This window comes from Blautia sp. St.27G3 (assembly GCF_059728505.1).
Genome location: NZ_BAAGFO010000001.1, coordinates 1981234 through 1999786, shown reverse-complemented (window position 1 = coordinate 1999786; position 18553 = coordinate 1981234). Strand labels below are relative to the sequence as shown.

Here is an 18553-nt window from a genome sequence, read left to right as displayed (position 1 = left end):
ATTACCTTTTTGTTACCATTAAAGAAAGAAAAATAGTTTACGTAAGTTTATCCACAATTTGTTGATAAGTTGTGGATAACTTTTCAATAGTGTGTGAAAAAGTTCTTGAACAAAAGAAAAAAGGCAAGAAATAAGGATATTTTATCTATGTGTATGAAGTGAAAGAAGGTTATCCACATATTTTTTATAAACCGTGAAAGCCTTATAAAATGCTTGACTTCCCTTATATTATTGAATATAATTGAAGCGATGTTTTCTTAAAATATACATGACCAATCAATACCATTATTACCATAGATTTGGTTAGAAAAAAGGAGGTGCCCGTTTATGAAAATGACATTTCAGCCGAAAAAGAGATCCAGATCAAAAGTTCATGGATTCAGAGCGAGAATGAGTACAGCAGGCGGAAGAAAAGTCTTAGCTGCAAGAAGAGCAAAAGGAAGAAAAGTATTGTCAGCATAGGCCGCAGATTTGTGGCCTTTTCTTTTATCAGAAAATTTTTAAAGGAACGAAATATGGTATTTTCAGAATCCTTAAAAAAATACGGTGATTTTCAGCGTGTTTACCGAAAAGGAAAATCTTATGCAAACAGATATCTGGTCATGTATATGTTAAAGCAGGATACGCAGAGAAACCGTATTGGTATATCAGTCAGTAAAAAGGTTGGCAACAGTGTAGTAAGACATCGAATTACAAGGCTGATTCGTGAGAGCTATCGTTTAAATGAAGAAAAATTTGTTGATGGCCTTGATCTTGTGATTATTGCAAGGCCCAGCGCTAAAGAAAAAAATTTCTTTGATATCGAGAGCGCACTGCTTCATCTTGGACGTCTGCATGGTATTTTGCATGCAGAACAGGAAAAAGAAGCGGAAAAAAAGGTTTAAGAAGAAGTAAAAAATGAAAAAATTATTGATTTATCTGATCAAATTTTATCAGAAGTATCTTTCGCCGATGAAAAGAACAAGATGTCCTTATATTCCGACTTGTTCCCAGTATGGTCTGGAAGCGATTCAGAAATACGGAGCTCTCAGAGGAGGTATTTTGGCTGTATGGAGAATCCTACGGTGTAATCCTTTTTCAAAAGGCGGATATGATCCCGTTCCATGAGGAGGAATTTAAAGAATGTTATTGACAAAAAGTACAACATTCATTATAGGACCTGTGGCCAGTCTGCTTGGTTATATTATGAATGCGATATTCTTGCTTCAGGAAAAGATCGGTATCGCAAATATCGGTCTTTGTATTATCTTATTTACGATAGTCATTTACATGATCCTGATGCCGCTTACGATTCAGCAGCAAAAGTTTTCAAGACTGTCTGCAAGAATGAATCCTGAATTACAGGCAATTCAGAAAAAATATAAAGGTAAAAATCAGGATCAGGCAGCCATGATGAAAATGAATGAAGAGACACAGGCTGTCTATGCAAAATATGGTGTAAATCCGATGGGAAGCTGTTTGCAGCTTATCATACAGATGCCGATTCTGTTTGCACTTTATCGCGTGATCTGGAATATTCCAGCTTATGTTACCTCTGTAAAGAATGCATTTCTTCCTCTGGCACAGAAGCTGATGACAATGTCTGGTGTGGAAGAATTTATGGCAGAGATGGCAAAGGCTAATTCTGTTACATTCAAAGAGATGACAGAAAACACACTGATTGATGTCATGTATAAATTCAAACCGGATAACTGGACAGCGCTTGCTGATAAATTTCCGGATATTGCAAAAACAGTAACAGATACACAGACACATGTCGATAAGATGAATTATTTTCTTGGACTAAATATTGCAGATGCACCTATGCAGATTTTTATGCGTGCAATTTCCACGGGAGCAATTCTTCTTGCGATAGGAGCAGCCTTGATTCCGATTCTTTCCGCATTATCTCAGTGGTTAAATACAAAGCTGATGACTGCAATGAATCCAAATTCAAATGCTAATACGAATGGACAGGCGGATACCATGGCAAATACCATGAAAACCATGAATACAGTAATGCCGCTGATGTCCGCAGTATTCTGTCTGACGCTTCCTGTCGGTATGGGTATTTACTGGATTGCCGGTGCAGTAGTAAGAGGTATTCAACAGTTCTTTATCAATAAAAAAATTGATAAGCTTGATCTGGACGAAATTTTGAAAAAGAATCTGGAAAAAGCGAATAAAAAGAGAGAGAAAAAGGGGTTGCCGCCCCAGAAGATATCAAATACTGCAAAGATCAATACGAAAAATATTGAACATGAAGAAATATCTCAGGAAGAACGGGATGAAAAGATAAAAAAATCAACGGATTATTATAAAAATACAACGACTGCAAAGCCTGGAAGTCTTGCATCAAAGGCACAAATGGTAAAACAGTTTAATGAGAGAAACGGAAAGAAATAAGAGGGAGGCCGATTATGGATTCTATAAAAGTAACAGCAAAAACAGTGGAAGACGCGCTGACAGAGGCTTCCATTTTGCTTGGAACAAGTAAAGATAATATTGAATATACCGTAATTGAAAAAGGATCAGCAGGGTTCTTTGGAATTGGCGGAAAAAAAGCTGTAATCGAAGCAAAAAAGAAATATACGGACGATGATCTGTTAAAAGAGGTATTCGGGAACAAGGAAGCAACAAAAAAAGAGATTAAAAAAGAGGCAAAAAAAGAGATCAAAAAGGAAACGAATAAAGAATTTAGCAGAGAAATAAGTAAAGAGAAAAAGGAAGAAAAAGAAGAAAAGAAAGAGGAAAAGAAGGAAAACAAAGAGTTCCACAAAGAAGTAAAAAAGGAATTCAAGAGAGAAGAAAAGCAGGAAAAGAGAAGAGAGAAAAAACCTGAAGCAAAAGAAATCACCAAAGAAATAAAGGAAGAGACGGCAAAAGAAGAGAGTACTCCAAAGCAGCCAAGAATACCGGCAAATCCGGAGGAAGCAATTCGCAGAGCTGAAACGTTCCTGAAAGATGTTCTACGTACAATGGAAATGGATGTGGAAGTGAAGTCTGTATATGAAGATGATACTCTGTCCGTTGATCTCTCCGGCGAGGATATGGGTCTTCTGATTGGAAAGAGAGGACAGACGCTTGATTCACTTCAGTATCTGACAAGCCTTGTTGTAAACAAAGGAAAAGCTTCCTACGTAAGAGTAAAGCTTGATACAGAAGATTACAGAGAGAGAAGAAAAGCAACTCTGGAAAATCTTGCAAAGAATATTGCTTTTAAAGTAAAGAAAACAAGACGCCCAGTATTTCTTGAGCCGATGAATCCTTATGAGAGAAGAATTATTCATTCTGCACTTCAGAATGATCCTTATGTCACAACACATAGTGAAGGGGATGAGCCGTGCAGAAAAGTGGTAGTTACATTAAGGAAGAAACAGTAGATTAGTTATAGTGTGGTAAGAGGATGACCTCGTATCCTACAGAAAAAAAGGAGTTTCAGAAAGTATTCACTCCTTCTTTTTCTTGCAAGATACGGGGTCTTATTTTTTAGACGCTTAAAAAAAGTTAATTGTATAAGCGTAGTGATAAGATTCTTAAATAAAAAATAATTGGATAATCTGATGAAAAAGTATGTTAAATGTGATATGATAGGTTGGCATAAAACAGGAGATGGGGGCAGAAAGATGAAGGGAGATACGATTGCAGCAATTTCTACTGCGGCAGGTGGTTCAGGAATCGGAATTATACGTGTAAGTGGAAGTGAAGCAATTTCTGTTGTGGATCGCGTTTATCGTTCCAAAAAGAACAGAAAGAGAATCGCAGATCAGGATTCTCATACAGTTCATTATGGATATATATATGATGGAGATGATCCGGTGGATGAAGTTCTTGTTGTTCTGATGCGTGCCCCTAGAAGTTTTACTGCGGAAGATACGGTGGAAATTAACTGTCATGGCGGTGTGTATGCGATGAAAAAGGTGCTGGATGCTGTCATTAAGCATGGAGCAAGACCTGCTGAACCCGGAGAATTTACAAAACGTGCTTTTTTGAATGGAAGGCTTGATCTATCCCAGGCAGAAGCGGTTATGGATATTATTCAGTCTGAAAATGAATATGCCCTTCAGAGTTCTTTAAGCCAGTTAAAGGGTTCTGTTTTTCAGAAAATAAAAAGGTTAAGAGAAGATATACTTTATGAGATCGCTTTTATTGAATCGGCGTTAGATGATCCGGAGCATATCAGTTTAGAAGGTTATCCGGAAGGACTGGCGGAAAAGACAGGGAATATGTTGAAAGAATTGAAAGATCTTATTGTATCCGCGGATAATGGACGGCTCATCAAAGAGGGAGTACAAACGGTCATACTGGGTAAACCAAATGCAGGAAAATCCTCTCTTATGAATGCTTTGATTGGTGAGGAAAGAGCAATTGTCACAAATATAGCAGGAACGACAAGAGATACGCTTGAAGAGACCATTCATTTCGAGGGCATTACGTTAAAACTTATAGATACGGCTGGGATTCGTCAATCAGAGGATATGGTAGAAAAAATTGGTGTGGAGAGAGCAAAAGAAAAGGCGGCGAACGCTGATTTAATTCTTTATGTAGTAGATTCTTCCACACAGCCGGATGAAAATGACAGAGAAATTCTCAATTATTTGTCAGACAAAAAGGCAGTTATTTTGTTAAATAAATCAGATCTTGTACAGGAAACTACGGAAGAAAAGATTCAAGATTTTATCGGAAAAGAGTATCCCATTATCAGTATTTCTGTAAAAGAAAATAAAGGAATTGATCTTTTGGAAAAGAAGATTAAAGAAATGTTTTATACAGGAAATATTTCTTTTAATCATGAGATTTATATTACGAATGCCAGGCAGAAAGCGTCGCTGATTCGCGCAGAGGAAAGCTTGAAAAAAGTACAGGAAAGCATTTCGTTTGGCATGCCGGAGGATTTTTTTACGATTGACCTGATGAGTGCGTGTGAAGCGCTTGGAGAGATTACAGGCGAAACAGCAAGTGAAGACCTGATAAATGAAATATTCGGAAAGTTTTGTATGGGGAAATAAAGTATGGGCAGAGTAGAAGAATTTATTGATGTTGCAGTAATAGGAGCAGGACATGCCGGATGTGAAGCGGCTCTTGCAGCCGCGCGGCTCGGAATGAAAACAGTGATGTTTACCGTAAGTGTTGACAGTATTGCTTTGATGCCATGCAATCCCAATATTGGAGGAAGCTCAAAAGGACATCTTGTACGCGAGATAGATGCTCTCGGCGGAGAGATGGGAAAAAATATTGACAAAACGTTTATACAGTCTAAAATGCTGAACAAATCAAAAGGACCTGCCGTCCATTCACTTCGCGCACAGGCGGATAAATCCGACTATTCAAGAAGTATGAGACAGGTTCTGGAGCAGACGGAAAATCTGATTATAAAACAGATGGAAGTGACAGAGCTTCTTGTTTCAGAAGGAATACTGACAGGAGTAAAAACATATTCAGGTGCCGTTTATCACTGTAAGGCTGCTGTGCTTTGTACAGGGACATATCTGAAAGCAAGATGTATTTACGGAGATATCAGTTCTTATACGGGACCAAATGGATTGCAGGCGGCAAATTATCTTACCGATTCGCTCAAAAAAAACGGAGTGGAGTTATATCGTTTTAAGACAGGTACCCCGGCCCGTATTTCCAGAAAATCCGTAGATTTTTCAAAAATGGAAGAGCAAAAAGGCGATGAAACAATTGTTCCTTTTTCTTTTACTACAGAGCCGGCATCTGTTCAGAAAGAGCAGATATCGTGCTGGCTTACTTATACAAATGAAAAAACACATGAGATTATCAGACAGAATCTGGATCGTTCGCCGCTTTATTCTGGCATGATCGAGGGCACTGGCCCGAGATATTGTCCTTCAATTGAAGATAAAGTTGTAAAATTTGCGGATAAAAACAGGCATCAGGTATTTATCGAACCAGAAGGAATACATACGAATGAAATGTATATTGGAGGAATGTCAAGTTCCCTGCCAGAGGATGTCCAGATTGACATGTATCGAAGTGTCAAGGGACTGGAACATGCTGAAATCGTTCGCAACGCATATGCAATTGAATATGACTGTATTGATGCAAGACAATTAAAGTTATCGCTGGAATTTAAAAATATTCAGGGATTATTCAGTGCCGGTCAGTTTAACGGTAGCTCAGGATATGAAGAAGCAGCGGCACAGGGATTGATTGCAGGAATTAATGCAGTACAGAAAATAAAAGGGAAGCTTCCGTTGATTCTGGATCGTTCAGAAGCTTATATTGGCGTGTTAATTGATGATCTGGTAACAAAAGAAAATCGGGAACCTTATCGAATGATGACTTCTCGGGCAGAATATCGACTATTATTGCGACAGGATAACGCAGATATTCGTCTTACAGAAAAAGGATATGAAGTAGGACTTATTGATAATAATAGATATGAAAAACTGCTTCAGAAAAAGGAAGCAATAAAAAAAGAAATAGAACGAGTCAGGAAAGTACATATTGGGGCAGGAAAAGAAATTCAGGAATATTTGAAAGTTTGTGGAAGTACAGAATTAAAATCCTCTGTTACTTTGGCAGAATTGATAAGGCGCCCGGAATTAAACTATGAGATGCTTTCTGATTTGGACCCGGAAAGACCGGATCTTCCCTGTGATATAGGAGAACAGGTGAATATTTATATAAAATACGAAGGATATCTGCAACGCCAGTTAAATCAGGTGAAACAGTTTCAAAAGCTGGAACAGAAGAAAATACCGGAAAATATGAACTACGATGAGGTACCAAGCCTTCGGATTGAAGCGCGGCAGAAATTAAAACAGTACCAGCCAGCCTCGATCGGCCAGGCATCGCGTATTGCCGGAGTTTCGCCCGCAGATATTTCCGTCTTGTTGATTTATCTGGAAAAAAATCTTCATTTATAAAGAGGTCCTGTTTTGCATGAAGAGGCAGGTTTTCATGATTTGAGTTTTGATTGAGAGATGGCAGTAGGGGAATTGAAAGGATTGGAAGGCTTTTTTATGAAAAAAGTGGAAGAATATCAGTTAGTTTTAAAAGAAAGCTTTGAAAAAATAGGCTTAAAATTAAACGAGCAACAAATGGAACAGTTTCTAATTTATTATGAATATTTAATTGAAAAAAATGAAGTTATGAACCTGACTGCGATAACAGAATATGAGGAAGTCGTATTAAAGCATTTTGTTGACAGTGTATCACTTATAAAAGTTATTGATCTGGAAAAAGTAAATACACTCATAGACGTAGGAACAGGGGCAGGCTTTCCTGGAATTCCGTTAAAAATTGTATTTCCTCATTTAAAAGTTGTGCTGCTTGATTCCTTAAATAAGAGAATTTTATTTTTAAATGAATTAATCGATAAACTTCGATTTGAAAATATAACAGCAATTCATGCAAGAGCAGAGGATGCAGCAAGAAAAAGAGAATACAGAGAACAGTTTGATTTGTGTGTTTCCAGAGCAGTAGCAAATCTTTCTTCTTTATCAGAATATTGTCTTCCTTTTGTAAAAAAAGATGGTTGTTTTATATCTTATAAATCGATAAATATCGATATTGAAATTGAAGGAGCAAAAAAAGCATTTTATCTGCTTGGTGGAAAACTAAAGGAAAAGAAAACTTTTTTACTTCCTGATAGTGAGATTGGTCGTGCTTTGATTGTTATAAAAAAAGAACGAGGGACACCCTTAAAATATCCAAGAAAAGCCGGGATGCCATCAAAAGAGCCTTTAGGATAGAAGAATCATGAACAGAGCTATTGCATGAAAAATAAAAACATATCAGATAGAAAAAAATCTAAAGGAAATTTTTCATTTGATATGTTTTTATATGAATGTAATAGCTTTTTTATTTTATGAACATTAAGAATGTATCAGGATCTTCTAATTGTGGAAGAAGCTTTGTATTTTTTATAATCTTTGTTGATATTTCCGGATTTAATCTGGTATAGGAATTTTCAATATCCGTTATATTTTCATTGTGATCTCCCAAAATCAAAGTTATATTTTTACCTGCATGTTTTAAAGCTTTGGTAATGTCGATGTTAATATAAAATCCATCTACACTGGCAAGCAGCATTTTACCTTTCCCGCTGCAAGTATGAGCAGCATCATAATATGCTTTTGTTATGGATTGTGTTAAATGAAATGGATTGCAAAAGCATTTTTCTGTCAAATAGTATTCTGTGTTTTGCTTATTAACAGCCATATAATATACAGTTTTTCCGACAATAGGAAGGTTCAATAATTTTTTCAGTACTTTTGAAGAAGTATCAGGTGCCTTTTTCAATAAAGTAAGTGATTTTGGATTAACTATAACGATTTCAGAAAATAGATTTTTGTTCATAAAATTGGCCATTAAAACAAAAGAAGAGGATAATCCCGTTGCAACAACTTTTGTTGGAAGACCAATGACATCAGTAATAAAATCGTTTATCATTTGCACATAAAAGTAATTTGTGTAAGTAAGTTGCGGTTTATCTGATCTTCCGCAGCCAATGAGATCAAGTGTAAAAACAGTATACGATTTTGATAATTCTTTTATAATTGAATGCCACTCATATTCAGAAGAAAATACAGTTAAATCATGAATCAAAAGAATTGGACTTTTCAATGAATCATGATCAGAGACAGTGTAATAGATATCTCCATGTTTCCAATGATAAAATTTACCCCCGGATTTGTGGATCGAGTGGGAAATAAATGTAGAATTAATATATTCATTCATACAATGCATTAAACCAAGTGCAGTAATACAAGTTTTAAAAAAAGATTTTGATTTTTTCATAAGAGTCTCCTTTTGGATTTAAAATTAATGCAAAGGTAAGTATTGTAATATAGTAGGCTAAATATAGCATCATGTAAATAATAAAAGAAAAAAAGTTGATTATTTTATATGATGCCCTGTGTCTACTTTTAGAAATTTATACAATCTTATTGAGAATATAGTCTCACATAAATTTTGAAATTAATAAAAGAATATATTGGCTCATATTTCGTTAAATAGTCTTGAAAAATCTTAAATACTAATAGTATTTGAAATAATTAGTTATTATATTATCAAAACGGAAATAAAAAAAATTACGTAACAAATAATAATATTAATTATATCACAATACCTTTTATTGACAAGTATATATGGAATAAAAAGGCTAAAATAGCAACATAAATATTGATTGCAAATAATGAAATAATTGAATCCTAAAAATAAAATATAAGATAGAATTGTAAAATATTCAATCTCAAATGTTTCACGTGAAACATTTTAATCTCCAATAATTTCCCTTTTATTTTAACTCTTTTTCATGTATGATATAAATAACAAAAAAATGTATGCCAGGATTTTTTATATGGAATTAGCATAAGAGATTATAGTTAGAGTCTTATAAAATACCTAAAAAAATTAATCAATTAAGTAGGTGTGAATTTATTTATGATAAAAAAGTATATTAACAAATTAGCAGATGAAAATGATCAAACTTTAGATAAATTAAAAAAACAGATGAAAGATTTATTAAACGAACTTTCAAGCGCAGAAGAATGGTCTGAGTCATTACAAAGGGAAAATAATACCCATACGAATATTTTTTCTCCGAGAAATAGAGATACTGAGATTGGTCAAAAAATAGAAAAAGCAATAAGTTCTGTTTCTCAAATTAAACAGCAGATTGAATATGTTCGTGATTTAATAGAAACTCATTTACAAAAAAAGGCAGAATATGAAAAAATGTTTGCAGAATTAGAAAATTCTGAAAAGGAAGATGCGAATGATCAGAATGAATTTTTTAGTCCAAAAAATTTTATTATAGAGGATGAGAGCAAAGAGGAAGAAAAAGAAACTAATAATAACTCTGTTAATAATAAGCAGGAAAACAGTCTAATAGATTTAAACCGTGAGTTGGATTATGAAATATCCGATCAAGTATTACAACAATTCTTATCTGAATTATATGCAAAAACGGAACTATGTTTAGCTCTTTTAAATGGAAATAAAAATAGATGTAAAAAAGAACTTAACAGTATGAAACAGGAAATAAAGAGATATAGTGAAATAATAAAAAAACAAAATGAGTGACTTGAGTATCTTTAAAAGAATTTATAAATGAGGTTCGTCATATTTTAATATCCTTTCATAATTATGATATTATTTTTGTGTAAAAGAGAGGAATGTTTCACGTGAAACATTTTTTATAGAATAATAATTAAATTAGTGATATACTTATAAAAGCTAATAATGAAGGGAGAAATAATTATTATGGGGAGAATAATAGTAGTTGCCAACCAGAAAGGTGGAGTTGGAAAAACAACAACTACGATTAATTTATCTGCCTCCCTTGCTGAAAGTGGACAAAAAGTTCTTGTTATTGATATGGATCCTCAGGGAAATACAACGAGTGGGCTTGGCGTTGATAAGGATACAGAAGAAAATACAGTATATGAGCTTTTACTCAGTGAGGCAGAAATAGGTCAATGTATAAAAGAAAATATATATGAAAATTTATCTATTATTCCTTCTAATGTTAATCTTGCAGGAGCAGAGATTGAGCTGATAGGAGTAGAAGATAAAGAAAATCTTTTAAAAAATGCTTTGAAACTAGTAAAAGATAAGTATAATTTTATTCTTATTGATTGTCCACCTTCGTTAAATATGCTTACGATCAATTCAATGTGTGCGGGGAATACAGTACTGGTGCCAATACAATGTGAGTATTATGCATTAGAAGGATTAAGTCAGTTGATTCACACAATTGATTTAGTGAAAGACCGATTGAACCCGGATCTTGAAATAGAAGGTGTAGTCTTTACAATGTATGATGCCAGAACGAATCTTTCTTTACAGGTAGTTGAAAATGTAAAGAGCAATCTGGAACAAACTATATATAAAAGTATTATACCGAGAAATGTTCGTTTGGCAGAAGCGCCGAGCTATGGAATGCCTATTACTGCATATGACAGCAAATCTGCAGGAGCAGAAGCATATCGCCTTTTGGCAGAAGAAGTAATACATAGGGGAGATGAAGAATGGCAGTAAAAAAAACAGGATTAGGGAAAGGATTGGATTCTCTAATTCCTAATAAACAGACAAACAATAAAGTGGAAACGAAAACTGTAAAAGAAAAGGAAACTGTTGTAAAGACAGTAATTAAAAAAGAAGAAATTAAATTAAAAATAACAGAGATTGAACCAAACAGGGAACAGCCAAGAAAAAAATTTGATGAAGATGCTCTCATTGAACTGGCAGATTCAATAAAACAGTTTGGTGTCCTACAGCCTTTGATTGTTCAGAAGCGAGATGGCTATTATGAAATAATAGCTGGCGAGAGAAGATGGAGAGCAGCAAAATTAGCTGGTGTAAAAGAGGTTCCTGTTATTATTAAAGATTTTACGGAACAGCAGATTGTAGAAATTTCTTTGATCGAAAATATACAAAGAGAAAATTTAAATCCAATTGAAGAAGCAATTGCCTTTAAACGGCTTCTTACAGAATTTCATCTAAAACAAGATGAAGTGGCAGAGCGTGTTTCAAAAAGCCGAACAGCTGTTACAAATTCAATGCGACTTTTGAAGCTGGATGAACGTGTACAGCAAATGCTGATCGATGATATGATTTCGACAGGTCATGCCCGTTCTTTGTTGGCTGTTGAGGATAAAGAACTGCAATATCGACTGGCGCAGCGCGTATTTGACGAAAAACTCAATGTGCGCGATGTGGAAAAGTTGATGAAATCCATGACAAAGGAAGCAAAAACGGATAAGAAAGAAAACAAAAATGAATTTGTTTATGAGGATTTTGCTGAAAAGATGAAGGCCTTGCTTGGAACAAAGGTTTCCATTAATCACAAAGCGAACAATCAGGGAAAAATAGTAATTGATTATTATTCAAATGAAGAATTGGAACGATTGCTCTATCTTTTTCAGTCGATTCACAGTGATCAATCATGAAAAAGTCATAGATTCGAAATATCACTTATTATATTTACTAAAACAAATGCAATTTGTATAAAAGGGGAAGATAAATGCAGAGTAATATTTTAAATTCATTGGGGATTGACCCGGGCATCATAGTAATTATTATGATGGGAATTATGATATTTGTGCTTCTTTACATGGTAAGGGTATCCATGAAGATGACACGTTTTATGAAACGATATCGCATTTTTATGAAGGGAAGAGATGCAACATCACTGGAAAAAGCTTTTGCACAAAAGTTTATTGAAGTAGATAAAATTGTGGAGCTGAACAAGATTCATGCAAATGAAATTCGCAGAATCAAAGATGTGCAAAGCCGTACAGCCAACAAAATAGGGATCGTAAAATATGATGCATTTCCAGATGTCGGAGGAAGGCTGAGTTTTGCTCTTGCTATGCTGGATGAGAGTGATTCAGGATTTGTACTGAATGCAATTCATGGGCGGGAAGGTTGTTATACCTATATTAAAGAAATAGTAAAGGGTGAGTCTTACGTCGTTTTAGGACAGGAGGAAAAGGAGGCGCTGCGTCAGGCTGTTAATTATTTTAACGATATGCCAAGTTAGCCCCTTTACTTGTAAAAATAAATGTTATATGATTAAGAACAGTGGCATAAATTGCCTGGAAGTTTGCAATATTAGATTCTTTGAGTATTTTTGATTTTGAAACGATTGTATGGAAGCTATGAGAGGCTTCTGAAAGATAAAATGTTAATGGAGGCAGAACATGTTAGATATTAAATTCGTAAGAGAAAATCCAGAAATAGTAAAACAGAATATTAAGAATAAATTCCAGGATGAAAAACTGGCTCTTGTAGATGAAGTTTTAGCGCTTGATCAGGAAAATAGAGATATTAAAAAGGAAGTTGAGGCACTTCGCGCAAACCGTAATAAAATATCCAAGCAGATTGGCGCGTTGATGGCTCAGGGAAAAAAGGAAGAAGCTGAAGAGGTAAAAAAACAGGTAACAGAGAATGCTGCACGGACTGCTGAGCTTGATAAGCGTGAGAAAGAAGTGGAAGAGAAGCTTCTGAAGAATATGATGGTGATTCCGAATATCATTGATCCATCTGTTCCGATCGGAAAGGATGACAGTGAAAATGTGGAGGTACAGAAATTCGGAGAACCTCTGGTACCTGATTTTGAAATTCCATACCATACAGAAATCATGGAAAAATTTAATGGTATTGATATGGAAGCTGCAGGAAGAGTGGCAGGAAACGGATTTTATTATCTGATGGGTGATGTGGCGAGACTTCACTCGGCAATTCTTTCTTATGCAAGAGATTTTATGATTGGAAGAGGATTTACGTACTGCATTCCTCCTTATATGATTCGCAGCAATGTTGTGACAGGAGTTATGAGCTTTGCTGAGATGGATGCTATGATGTATAAGATTGAAGGAGAAGATCTTTATCTGATCGGAACAAGTGAGCATTCTATGATCGGAAAATTTATTGATCAGATTCTTCCGGAAGAAAATCTTCCATACACACTGACCAGCTACTCTCCTTGTTTCCGCAAAGAAAAGGGAGCGCACGGCATTGAAGAACGTGGTGTTTATCGGATTCATCAGTTTGAAAAGCAGGAAATGATCGTTGTCTGCAAACCGGAAGACAGTATGATGTGGTTTGACAAGCTGTGGCAGAATACGGTTGATTTCTTCCGCACACTTGATATACCGGTTCGTACTTTGGAATGCTGTTCCGGCGATTTGGCTGATCTGAAAGTAAAATCTGTAGATGTAGAAGCGTGGTCACCGAGACAGAAAAAGTATTTTGAGGTAGGAAGCTGCTCCAATCTTGGCGACGCACAGGCAAGAAGACTTAAAATTCGTGTAAATGGTAAAGATGGCAAAAAGTATCTCGCACATACTTTAAATAATACAGTAGTAGCTCCGCCGAGAATGCTGATTGCATTTCTGGAGAATAATCTGAATGCAGATGGAACTGTGCGCATTCCGGAAGCATTGCGTCCATATATGGGTGGCATGGAGTTGATTACTGTCAAATAGTAAATCTGGAGAAAAACATGCATTCTTATTTAAGAGCAATAGGCTTTAGCAATTTAAAAAAAGAAGCCGAGGCAGAAAATCTTCTGGATGAAATTTATCAGAATTTTGATCGCCGGGAAACGATAAAAGAGGAACAGAGCGTTTTTCTGGAGATGGAGAAAGAATTTGCCCCGGATATGGGTATAAAACTTTGTGGAAACCTCGATCAGGATGGTTTCCACAGACAATATTATTTTCCTTATTTTAAGGGAAATGGTATTACAACAAAGGAAGATGTGACGGTAGAAAAAAAAGTCAGCGGAAACGCATATTCTGGTGTCTGTGACGATGGACGTATTGGCGTTTCTCTGATCTTTTATCTTCAGAATGCAGCCGTTTATTGTCGTGAGCAGCTTTTGAATGAACTGTTCACCAGAAAGACAGCAACGACTTTGTCAGGGCTTTCGACAAGCGGAATGGTCCTGCTTCCGGTCTGCAAAAACAGCGATCAGATAGATTCACAGAAGAAAATTTCGGCAAAGCGCAATCAGCTGCTGAGCGCTGCCAAAAACGGCGATCCTGAGGCAATGGAGAGTCTTACCATTGAGGATATGGATTTGTATTCTATGCTCTCGCGAAGGGTATATGAAGAGGACATTTATACTATCGTAGATACCTTTTTTATGCCATATGGAATAGAATGTGATAAATACCAAATCATGGGAAATATTAATTCCTATATGAAGGTGAGAAATTCTGTTACAAAAGAATATATCTATCAGTTAAATGTAGAATGTAATGATATGAATTTTGATATCTGTATCAATGAAGCGGATCTGACGGGCGATGTAGAGGTTGGACGTCGTTTCAAAGGGACCATATGGCTGCAGGGAATCATAAATTTTGAATAAACGCCTGCTTGTAATTTCAGAAAAAATATAGTATACTGTACCGTGCGAAGAAAAGCATCTTTCAGTATACTATACTTTTAAAAGCTATAAGGTTTGCAAGATATATTTTAACAATATAATAGATAAGTTCCCTTAGTTAAATGGATATAATAAGCGCCTCCTAAGCGCTAGTTGTGAGTTCGATTCTCGCAGGGAACGTATAAAAAACAGCATTTTTCAGGGATGAAAAGTGCTGTTTTTTATGTGTGTGAAGGGTTAAAGGTAAGCACAAATGTAAGAAATTTGATTTGCTACATGCAAATCAGCAAAATAGTAAATGAAAGATAAAGACGATATACGAACAGGAGAATGAAAATGGAGAAGGAAAAAGAAAATAAAATATCAGTACAAAGCATCGAAATGTTTAAAAAATATCTTTTTGAAGAAGAAAGGAGTGCGGCGACAATTGAAAAATATGTACGAGATATAAAAGGATTTTACACTTTTCTGGATGAAACAAAATGTATTACAAGGGAAAAGGTCCTGGACTACAAAATAAAAATAAGGCAGGAATACAAAGTAACAAGTGTAAATTCAATGTTGGCAGCCCTAAACCAATTCTTACAGTTCTCAGGATTAAGCCACTATAAAGTAAAACGAATCAAGGTCCAGAATTCAGGATTTAGAGAGGAAGAGAAGGAGCTTTCCGAAAAAGAATACAAGGATCTGGTAAAACAGGCTTATGAAACAGGGGAGAAACGACTGGCTTTGATTATGGAAACAATCGGTTCTACCGGTATACGAATCAGCGAACTAAAATATTTTACAGTCAGCGCTGTAAGACAGGGAAAGATTCAGATCAGTAATAAGGGAAAAGTCAGAATGATCCTGATACCTGACAGATTAAAAAAGAAATTACTCTACTATGCGAATAAGGCTGAAATTGGGAAAGGTAAAATATTTATAACGGCGTCAGGAAAGCCAGTCAATCGAAGTAACGTATGGAGAGAAATGAAAAAAATGGGAATCAAAGCAAAAGTTTTAGAAAAAAAAATTTATCCGCACAATTTACGCTATTTGTTTGCGAGCGTATACTATCAAAAATATAAAGATATCATAGGGCTTGCTGATATATTGGGACATACCTGTGTGGAAACAACAAGAATCTATACGACGACAAGTGCAAAAGAATATAAAAAGAGGTTAGATCATCTTTCGTTGCTTACATAATTATAGTTATGTTGTTTGTTTTATGTAATATCTGAATTTGAAATAGTTTCTATCGTTATGAATCTGAAATTCCATTCTAAATATATTTTGTACATTTTTATTAGGAAACTCAGGCATGTACACAATCCCTTGCATTAACTTCAGAATATCCCAAAAATTGATCTATTACACTTAAATTTACCATGTTTTAACATTATCATAAATGGCATGATTTGTACAGAAATTTTTGGATTTATATGATTTTAAGTTCGTTTTTCGTTAAAAAACTAATAAAAAATAAGCCGATCTATGTAATACAACATAACTATAATTATGTTGTATTACATAGATGCCGAAAAGGCAAATTTTAAACATATAGAAAGGAAGAAGAAAGGTGGAAAAAAGAACAAAAACAAATTTGATCAAACGATTTTTGGTTTCGTTTGTTATCTGCAGCATCGTGATAAGTAATGTCTCCGTAAATGCTTTTGCAGTTGAAACGGTTCCAGAAATGCAGTCAGAAAACACGCTGAACGAAGACCCCGTCTTAACAAATGGGATGGTAGACGGGGAGCCGGAAGATATAGAGGGGAATCCAGACGATGATACATTTGAGGATATAATGGAAAACCCTCTGCTTGATATTGTTACTGAAACAGACAGCGCGTCGTTTATGATAACTACATCTGTAGAAGGTGGAACCATCGATCCGAGTATAACCGTAAATAAGGGTGATAGCAAGACAATCAATTACCAACCGGACAAAGATTCGGGAGAAAATTATGTCTTAGTAAGTGTGACGGTGGATGGCATAGATGTAGATATCACGAAGTATCCTGATAGCTATATGTTTGAGGATATAGAAGAAGATCATGACATCCATGTTGTGTATAAAAAACAGTATACAATATATACTACAGCCGGAACCGATGGGGGAACCATCGACCCGAGTATAACCGTAAATGAGGGAGATACTGTAACCATACACTATGCGCCGGATAAAGGATGCGCCTTATTCCGGGTGATAGTGGATGGCAAAGATCTAGATATTAAGGAATATCCGGATAGCTATACATTTGAGAATATAGATGGGAATCATTTTATCTCAGTTGCATTTGGAATAATGTATTCAGTAACTACATCAGTAGAAAACGGAACCATTGACCCAAGCGAATCTATAATTATTGGGTTACCATGGGAGGTTCACTATCAGCCAAACCCAGGATACGTCATAGAAAGTTTGACAGTAGGCTATGAATCACGTTTGAGCGCTTGGGAATGGGTCGAGCGTGTGTATGACAAAAACGAGATAAAAGAGTACGGGTATACATCCAGCTATGGCGAAGGGCCTATATTTGGTAACTATTCAATCCATGTTGTGTTCAAAAAAGCTAATTATATTATAACTACATCCGTAGAAGGCGGAACGATTGATCCGGATGCAACCGCAAATGAGGGTGATAGCAAGACGATCAAATATCAGCCGAACGAAGGATATGTATTAGTAAGTGTGATGGTAAACGGTGAGCCTGTAGACATCACGCAGTATCCGGACAGCTATACGTTTGAGAATATAACAGAAGATTATGGCATTCATGTTGTGTATGAGAAGAAAAAATATCCTGATGACCTGGATAAACCGACAGATTCGGAAGATACGAATAAACCAGAAACACCTGACGAGCCAGAAACATCTGATAAGCCAGAAACATCTGACGAGCCAGAAACATCTGACGAGCCAGAAACATCTGATAAGCCAGAAATATCTGATAAGCCAGAAACATCTGATAAACCAGAAATATCCGATGAGCCAGAAACATCTGACAAGCTGGAAACATCTGACGAGCCGAAAACGCCTGAAAAACCAGAAACACCTGACAAGCCGGGTAATTCAGATATCGGAAATTCAAATACAGTGGCTCCGAAGACAGGCGATAGTACAAACATTGCACTTTGGGTTTTCCTCATGCTGGCAGCAATCGTATTTATTGGCGTACTGGCAGGGGAAAGAAGTAAGAAAAAAGCTTCAAAATAGACAGAGTAATAAAAAAGCTTATCTTATATAAATTTTTTGGAGGAGTCGTTGTAAAATAGATGAGTTACCATCTATGGAGCAATGGCTCCATTTTTAATAGAAATGTTTAAAATTGACCAAAGAGCGAATTGTCGGGGTTATCTGTAATTTTATTTTCCAGCTGGTGCTGTGTTTATACTCCATTCCTTCTTTGTAGGTTTTCCCTTTTACTCTATGAGGGCAGAATGCACTCTATCTGGACAGGAACAAGGGAGGAGACATTGGACATAATTAAAAAAATTTATTTCTATTTATGTGATTATGAACACAGAATTTTAACATCCTGCGAGTATACTGTTTCTGGATACATAGATTCCTGGTATAAAAGGAAAAGTATTTTGGTGATTGCGAAACTGTGTGAAGATGGACGAACCCAGATAAAATAAATAGAAATAAGAAGCTAAAGTTAAGAGGTAACTTTTTTATTCATTTTATATTGGTTTTGACTTTGGAAAAAT

Annotated in this window: 16 protein-coding genes, 1 tRNA gene and 1 pseudogene; 17 read left to right on the top strand and 1 reads right to left on the bottom strand. The window is 35.6% G+C overall.

Annotated features, from left to right (window positions below):
* Positions 1-327 precede the first annotated feature (327 nt).
* From rpmH to rsmG, 8 genes and pseudogenes are all read left to right on the top strand, one after another.
* Positions 328-462, top strand: a complete 135-nt coding sequence (gene rpmH, locus AC6I2O_RS09520; protein ID WP_120393652.1) for a 50S ribosomal protein L34 — start codon at positions 328-330, stop codon at positions 460-462.
* Positions 463-515: 53 nt separating this feature from the next.
* Positions 516-884, top strand: coding sequence for a ribonuclease P protein component (rnpA, locus tag AC6I2O_RS09515; protein WP_120393674.1), 369 nt, complete (start codon positions 516-518; stop codon positions 882-884).
* A 13-nt stretch (positions 885-897) separates the two neighbouring features.
* Positions 898-1107: a membrane protein insertion efficiency factor YidD gene (gene yidD, locus AC6I2O_RS09510; RefSeq protein WP_120393653.1), complete on the top strand. Its 210-nt coding sequence runs from the start codon at positions 898-900 to the stop codon at positions 1105-1107.
* 15 nt (positions 1108-1122) lie between these two features.
* A complete protein-coding gene (locus AC6I2O_RS09505; protein WP_497742477.1) occupies positions 1123-2385 on the top strand; it encodes a YidC/Oxa1 family membrane protein insertase in 1263 nt (420 codons plus the stop codon).
* Between the two features lie 14 nt (positions 2386-2399).
* On the top strand, positions 2400-3362 hold the full coding sequence (jag, locus tag AC6I2O_RS09500; RefSeq protein WP_497742476.1) for an RNA-binding cell elongation regulator Jag/EloR: 963 nt from the start codon (positions 2400-2402) through the stop codon (positions 3360-3362).
* A 243-nt stretch (positions 3363-3605) separates the two neighbouring features.
* Positions 3606-4988: a tRNA uridine-5-carboxymethylaminomethyl(34) synthesis GTPase MnmE gene (gene mnmE, locus AC6I2O_RS09495; RefSeq protein ID WP_497742504.1), complete on the top strand. Its 1383-nt coding sequence runs from the start codon at positions 3606-3608 to the stop codon at positions 4986-4988.
* Positions 4954-6872, top strand: a pseudogene (gene mnmG / locus AC6I2O_RS09490) (tRNA uridine-5-carboxymethylaminomethyl(34) synthesis enzyme MnmG). Before mnmE ends, mnmG begins: the two are co-directional and overlap by 35 nt.
* A 96-nt stretch (positions 6873-6968) precedes the next feature.
* Positions 6969-7700, top strand: coding sequence for a 16S rRNA (guanine(527)-N(7))-methyltransferase RsmG (gene rsmG / locus AC6I2O_RS09485; protein ID WP_120393675.1), 732 nt, complete (start codon positions 6969-6971; stop codon positions 7698-7700).
* A gap of 109 nt (positions 7701-7809) precedes the next feature.
* Here rsmG and AC6I2O_RS09480 read toward each other — a convergent pair whose 3' ends face one another.
* Positions 7810-8748 (bottom strand): alpha/beta fold hydrolase, encoded by a 939-nt coding sequence (locus AC6I2O_RS09480; protein WP_497742475.1) that lies wholly within the window; start codon positions 8746-8748, stop codon positions 7810-7812.
* A 645-nt stretch (positions 8749-9393) separates the two neighbouring features.
* Between AC6I2O_RS09480 and AC6I2O_RS09475 the strand changes: the two genes are divergently transcribed.
* The 9 genes from AC6I2O_RS09475 (at position 9394) to AC6I2O_RS09435 (ending at position 18056) form a co-directional block, all read left to right on the top strand.
* Entirely contained in the window at positions 9394-10035 is a 642-nt protein-coding gene (locus tag AC6I2O_RS09475) for a hypothetical protein (protein WP_497742474.1), read from the top strand.
* Positions 10036-10215: 180 nt separating this feature from the next.
* Complete coding sequence (locus tag AC6I2O_RS09470) at positions 10216-10992, top strand: ParA family protein (RefSeq protein WP_497742473.1); 777 nt, start codon at positions 10216-10218, stop codon at positions 10990-10992.
* Entirely contained in the window at positions 10983-11903 is a 921-nt protein-coding gene (locus AC6I2O_RS09465; protein WP_497742472.1) for a ParB/RepB/Spo0J family partition protein, read from the top strand. The genes AC6I2O_RS09470 and AC6I2O_RS09465 overlap by 10 nt, the downstream gene beginning before the upstream one ends.
* Positions 11904-11977: 74 nt before the next feature.
* Positions 11978-12496 (top strand): DUF4446 family protein, encoded by a 519-nt coding sequence (locus tag AC6I2O_RS09460; protein WP_120393662.1) that lies wholly within the window; start codon positions 11978-11980, stop codon positions 12494-12496.
* A gap of 160 nt (positions 12497-12656) precedes the next feature.
* Complete coding sequence (gene serS / locus AC6I2O_RS09455; RefSeq protein ID WP_120393663.1) at positions 12657-13943, top strand: serine--tRNA ligase; 1287 nt, start codon at positions 12657-12659, stop codon at positions 13941-13943.
* Between the two features lie 17 nt (positions 13944-13960).
* The gene (locus AC6I2O_RS09450) at positions 13961-14833 is read left to right on the top strand and encodes a DUF3881 family protein (RefSeq protein ID WP_120393664.1); all 873 of its coding nucleotides are present in this window, start codon (positions 13961-13963) and stop codon (positions 14831-14833) included.
* Positions 14834-14959: 126 nt separating this feature from the next.
* Positions 14960-15031: transfer RNA gene (locus AC6I2O_RS09445), tRNA-Arg, on the top strand.
* A 156-nt stretch (positions 15032-15187) separates the two neighbouring features.
* Positions 15188-16042 (top strand): tyrosine-type recombinase/integrase, encoded by an 855-nt coding sequence (locus AC6I2O_RS09440; protein WP_497742471.1) that lies wholly within the window; start codon positions 15188-15190, stop codon positions 16040-16042.
* Between the two features lie 373 nt (positions 16043-16415).
* On the top strand, positions 16416-18056 hold the full coding sequence (locus AC6I2O_RS09435; RefSeq protein ID WP_497742470.1) for a hypothetical protein: 1641 nt from the start codon (positions 16416-16418) through the stop codon (positions 18054-18056).
* Positions 18057-18553: the final 497 nt, after the last annotated feature.

Coding starts and splice junctions, on each gene's coding strand:
- rpmH (WP_120393652.1), top strand. CDS start 328: ATGAAAATGACATTTCAGCCGAAAAAGAGATCCAGATCAAAAGTTCAT.
- rnpA (WP_120393674.1), top strand. CDS start 516: ATGGTATTTTCAGAATCCTTAAAAAAATACGGTGATTTTCAGCGTGTT.
- yidD (WP_120393653.1), top strand. CDS start 898: ATGAAAAAATTATTGATTTATCTGATCAAATTTTATCAGAAGTATCTT.
- AC6I2O_RS09505 (WP_497742477.1), top strand. CDS start 1,123: ATGTTATTGACAAAAAGTACAACATTCATTATAGGACCTGTGGCCAGT.
- jag (WP_497742476.1), top strand. CDS start 2,400: ATGGATTCTATAAAAGTAACAGCAAAAACAGTGGAAGACGCGCTGACA.
- mnmE (WP_497742504.1), top strand. CDS start 3,606: ATGAAGGGAGATACGATTGCAGCAATTTCTACTGCGGCAGGTGGTTCA.
- rsmG (WP_120393675.1), top strand. CDS start 6,969: ATGAAAAAAGTGGAAGAATATCAGTTAGTTTTAAAAGAAAGCTTTGAA.
- AC6I2O_RS09480 (WP_497742475.1), bottom strand. CDS start 8,748: ATGAAAAAATCAAAATCTTTTTTTAAAACTTGTATTACTGCACTTGGT.
- AC6I2O_RS09475 (WP_497742474.1), top strand. CDS start 9,394: ATGATAAAAAAGTATATTAACAAATTAGCAGATGAAAATGATCAAACT.
- AC6I2O_RS09470 (WP_497742473.1), top strand. CDS start 10,216: ATGGGGAGAATAATAGTAGTTGCCAACCAGAAAGGTGGAGTTGGAAAA.
- AC6I2O_RS09465 (WP_497742472.1), top strand. CDS start 10,983: ATGGCAGTAAAAAAAACAGGATTAGGGAAAGGATTGGATTCTCTAATT.
- AC6I2O_RS09460 (WP_120393662.1), top strand. CDS start 11,978: ATGCAGAGTAATATTTTAAATTCATTGGGGATTGACCCGGGCATCATA.
- serS (WP_120393663.1), top strand. CDS start 12,657: ATGTTAGATATTAAATTCGTAAGAGAAAATCCAGAAATAGTAAAACAG.
- AC6I2O_RS09450 (WP_120393664.1), top strand. CDS start 13,961: ATGCATTCTTATTTAAGAGCAATAGGCTTTAGCAATTTAAAAAAAGAA.
- AC6I2O_RS09440 (WP_497742471.1), top strand. CDS start 15,188: ATGGAGAAGGAAAAAGAAAATAAAATATCAGTACAAAGCATCGAAATG.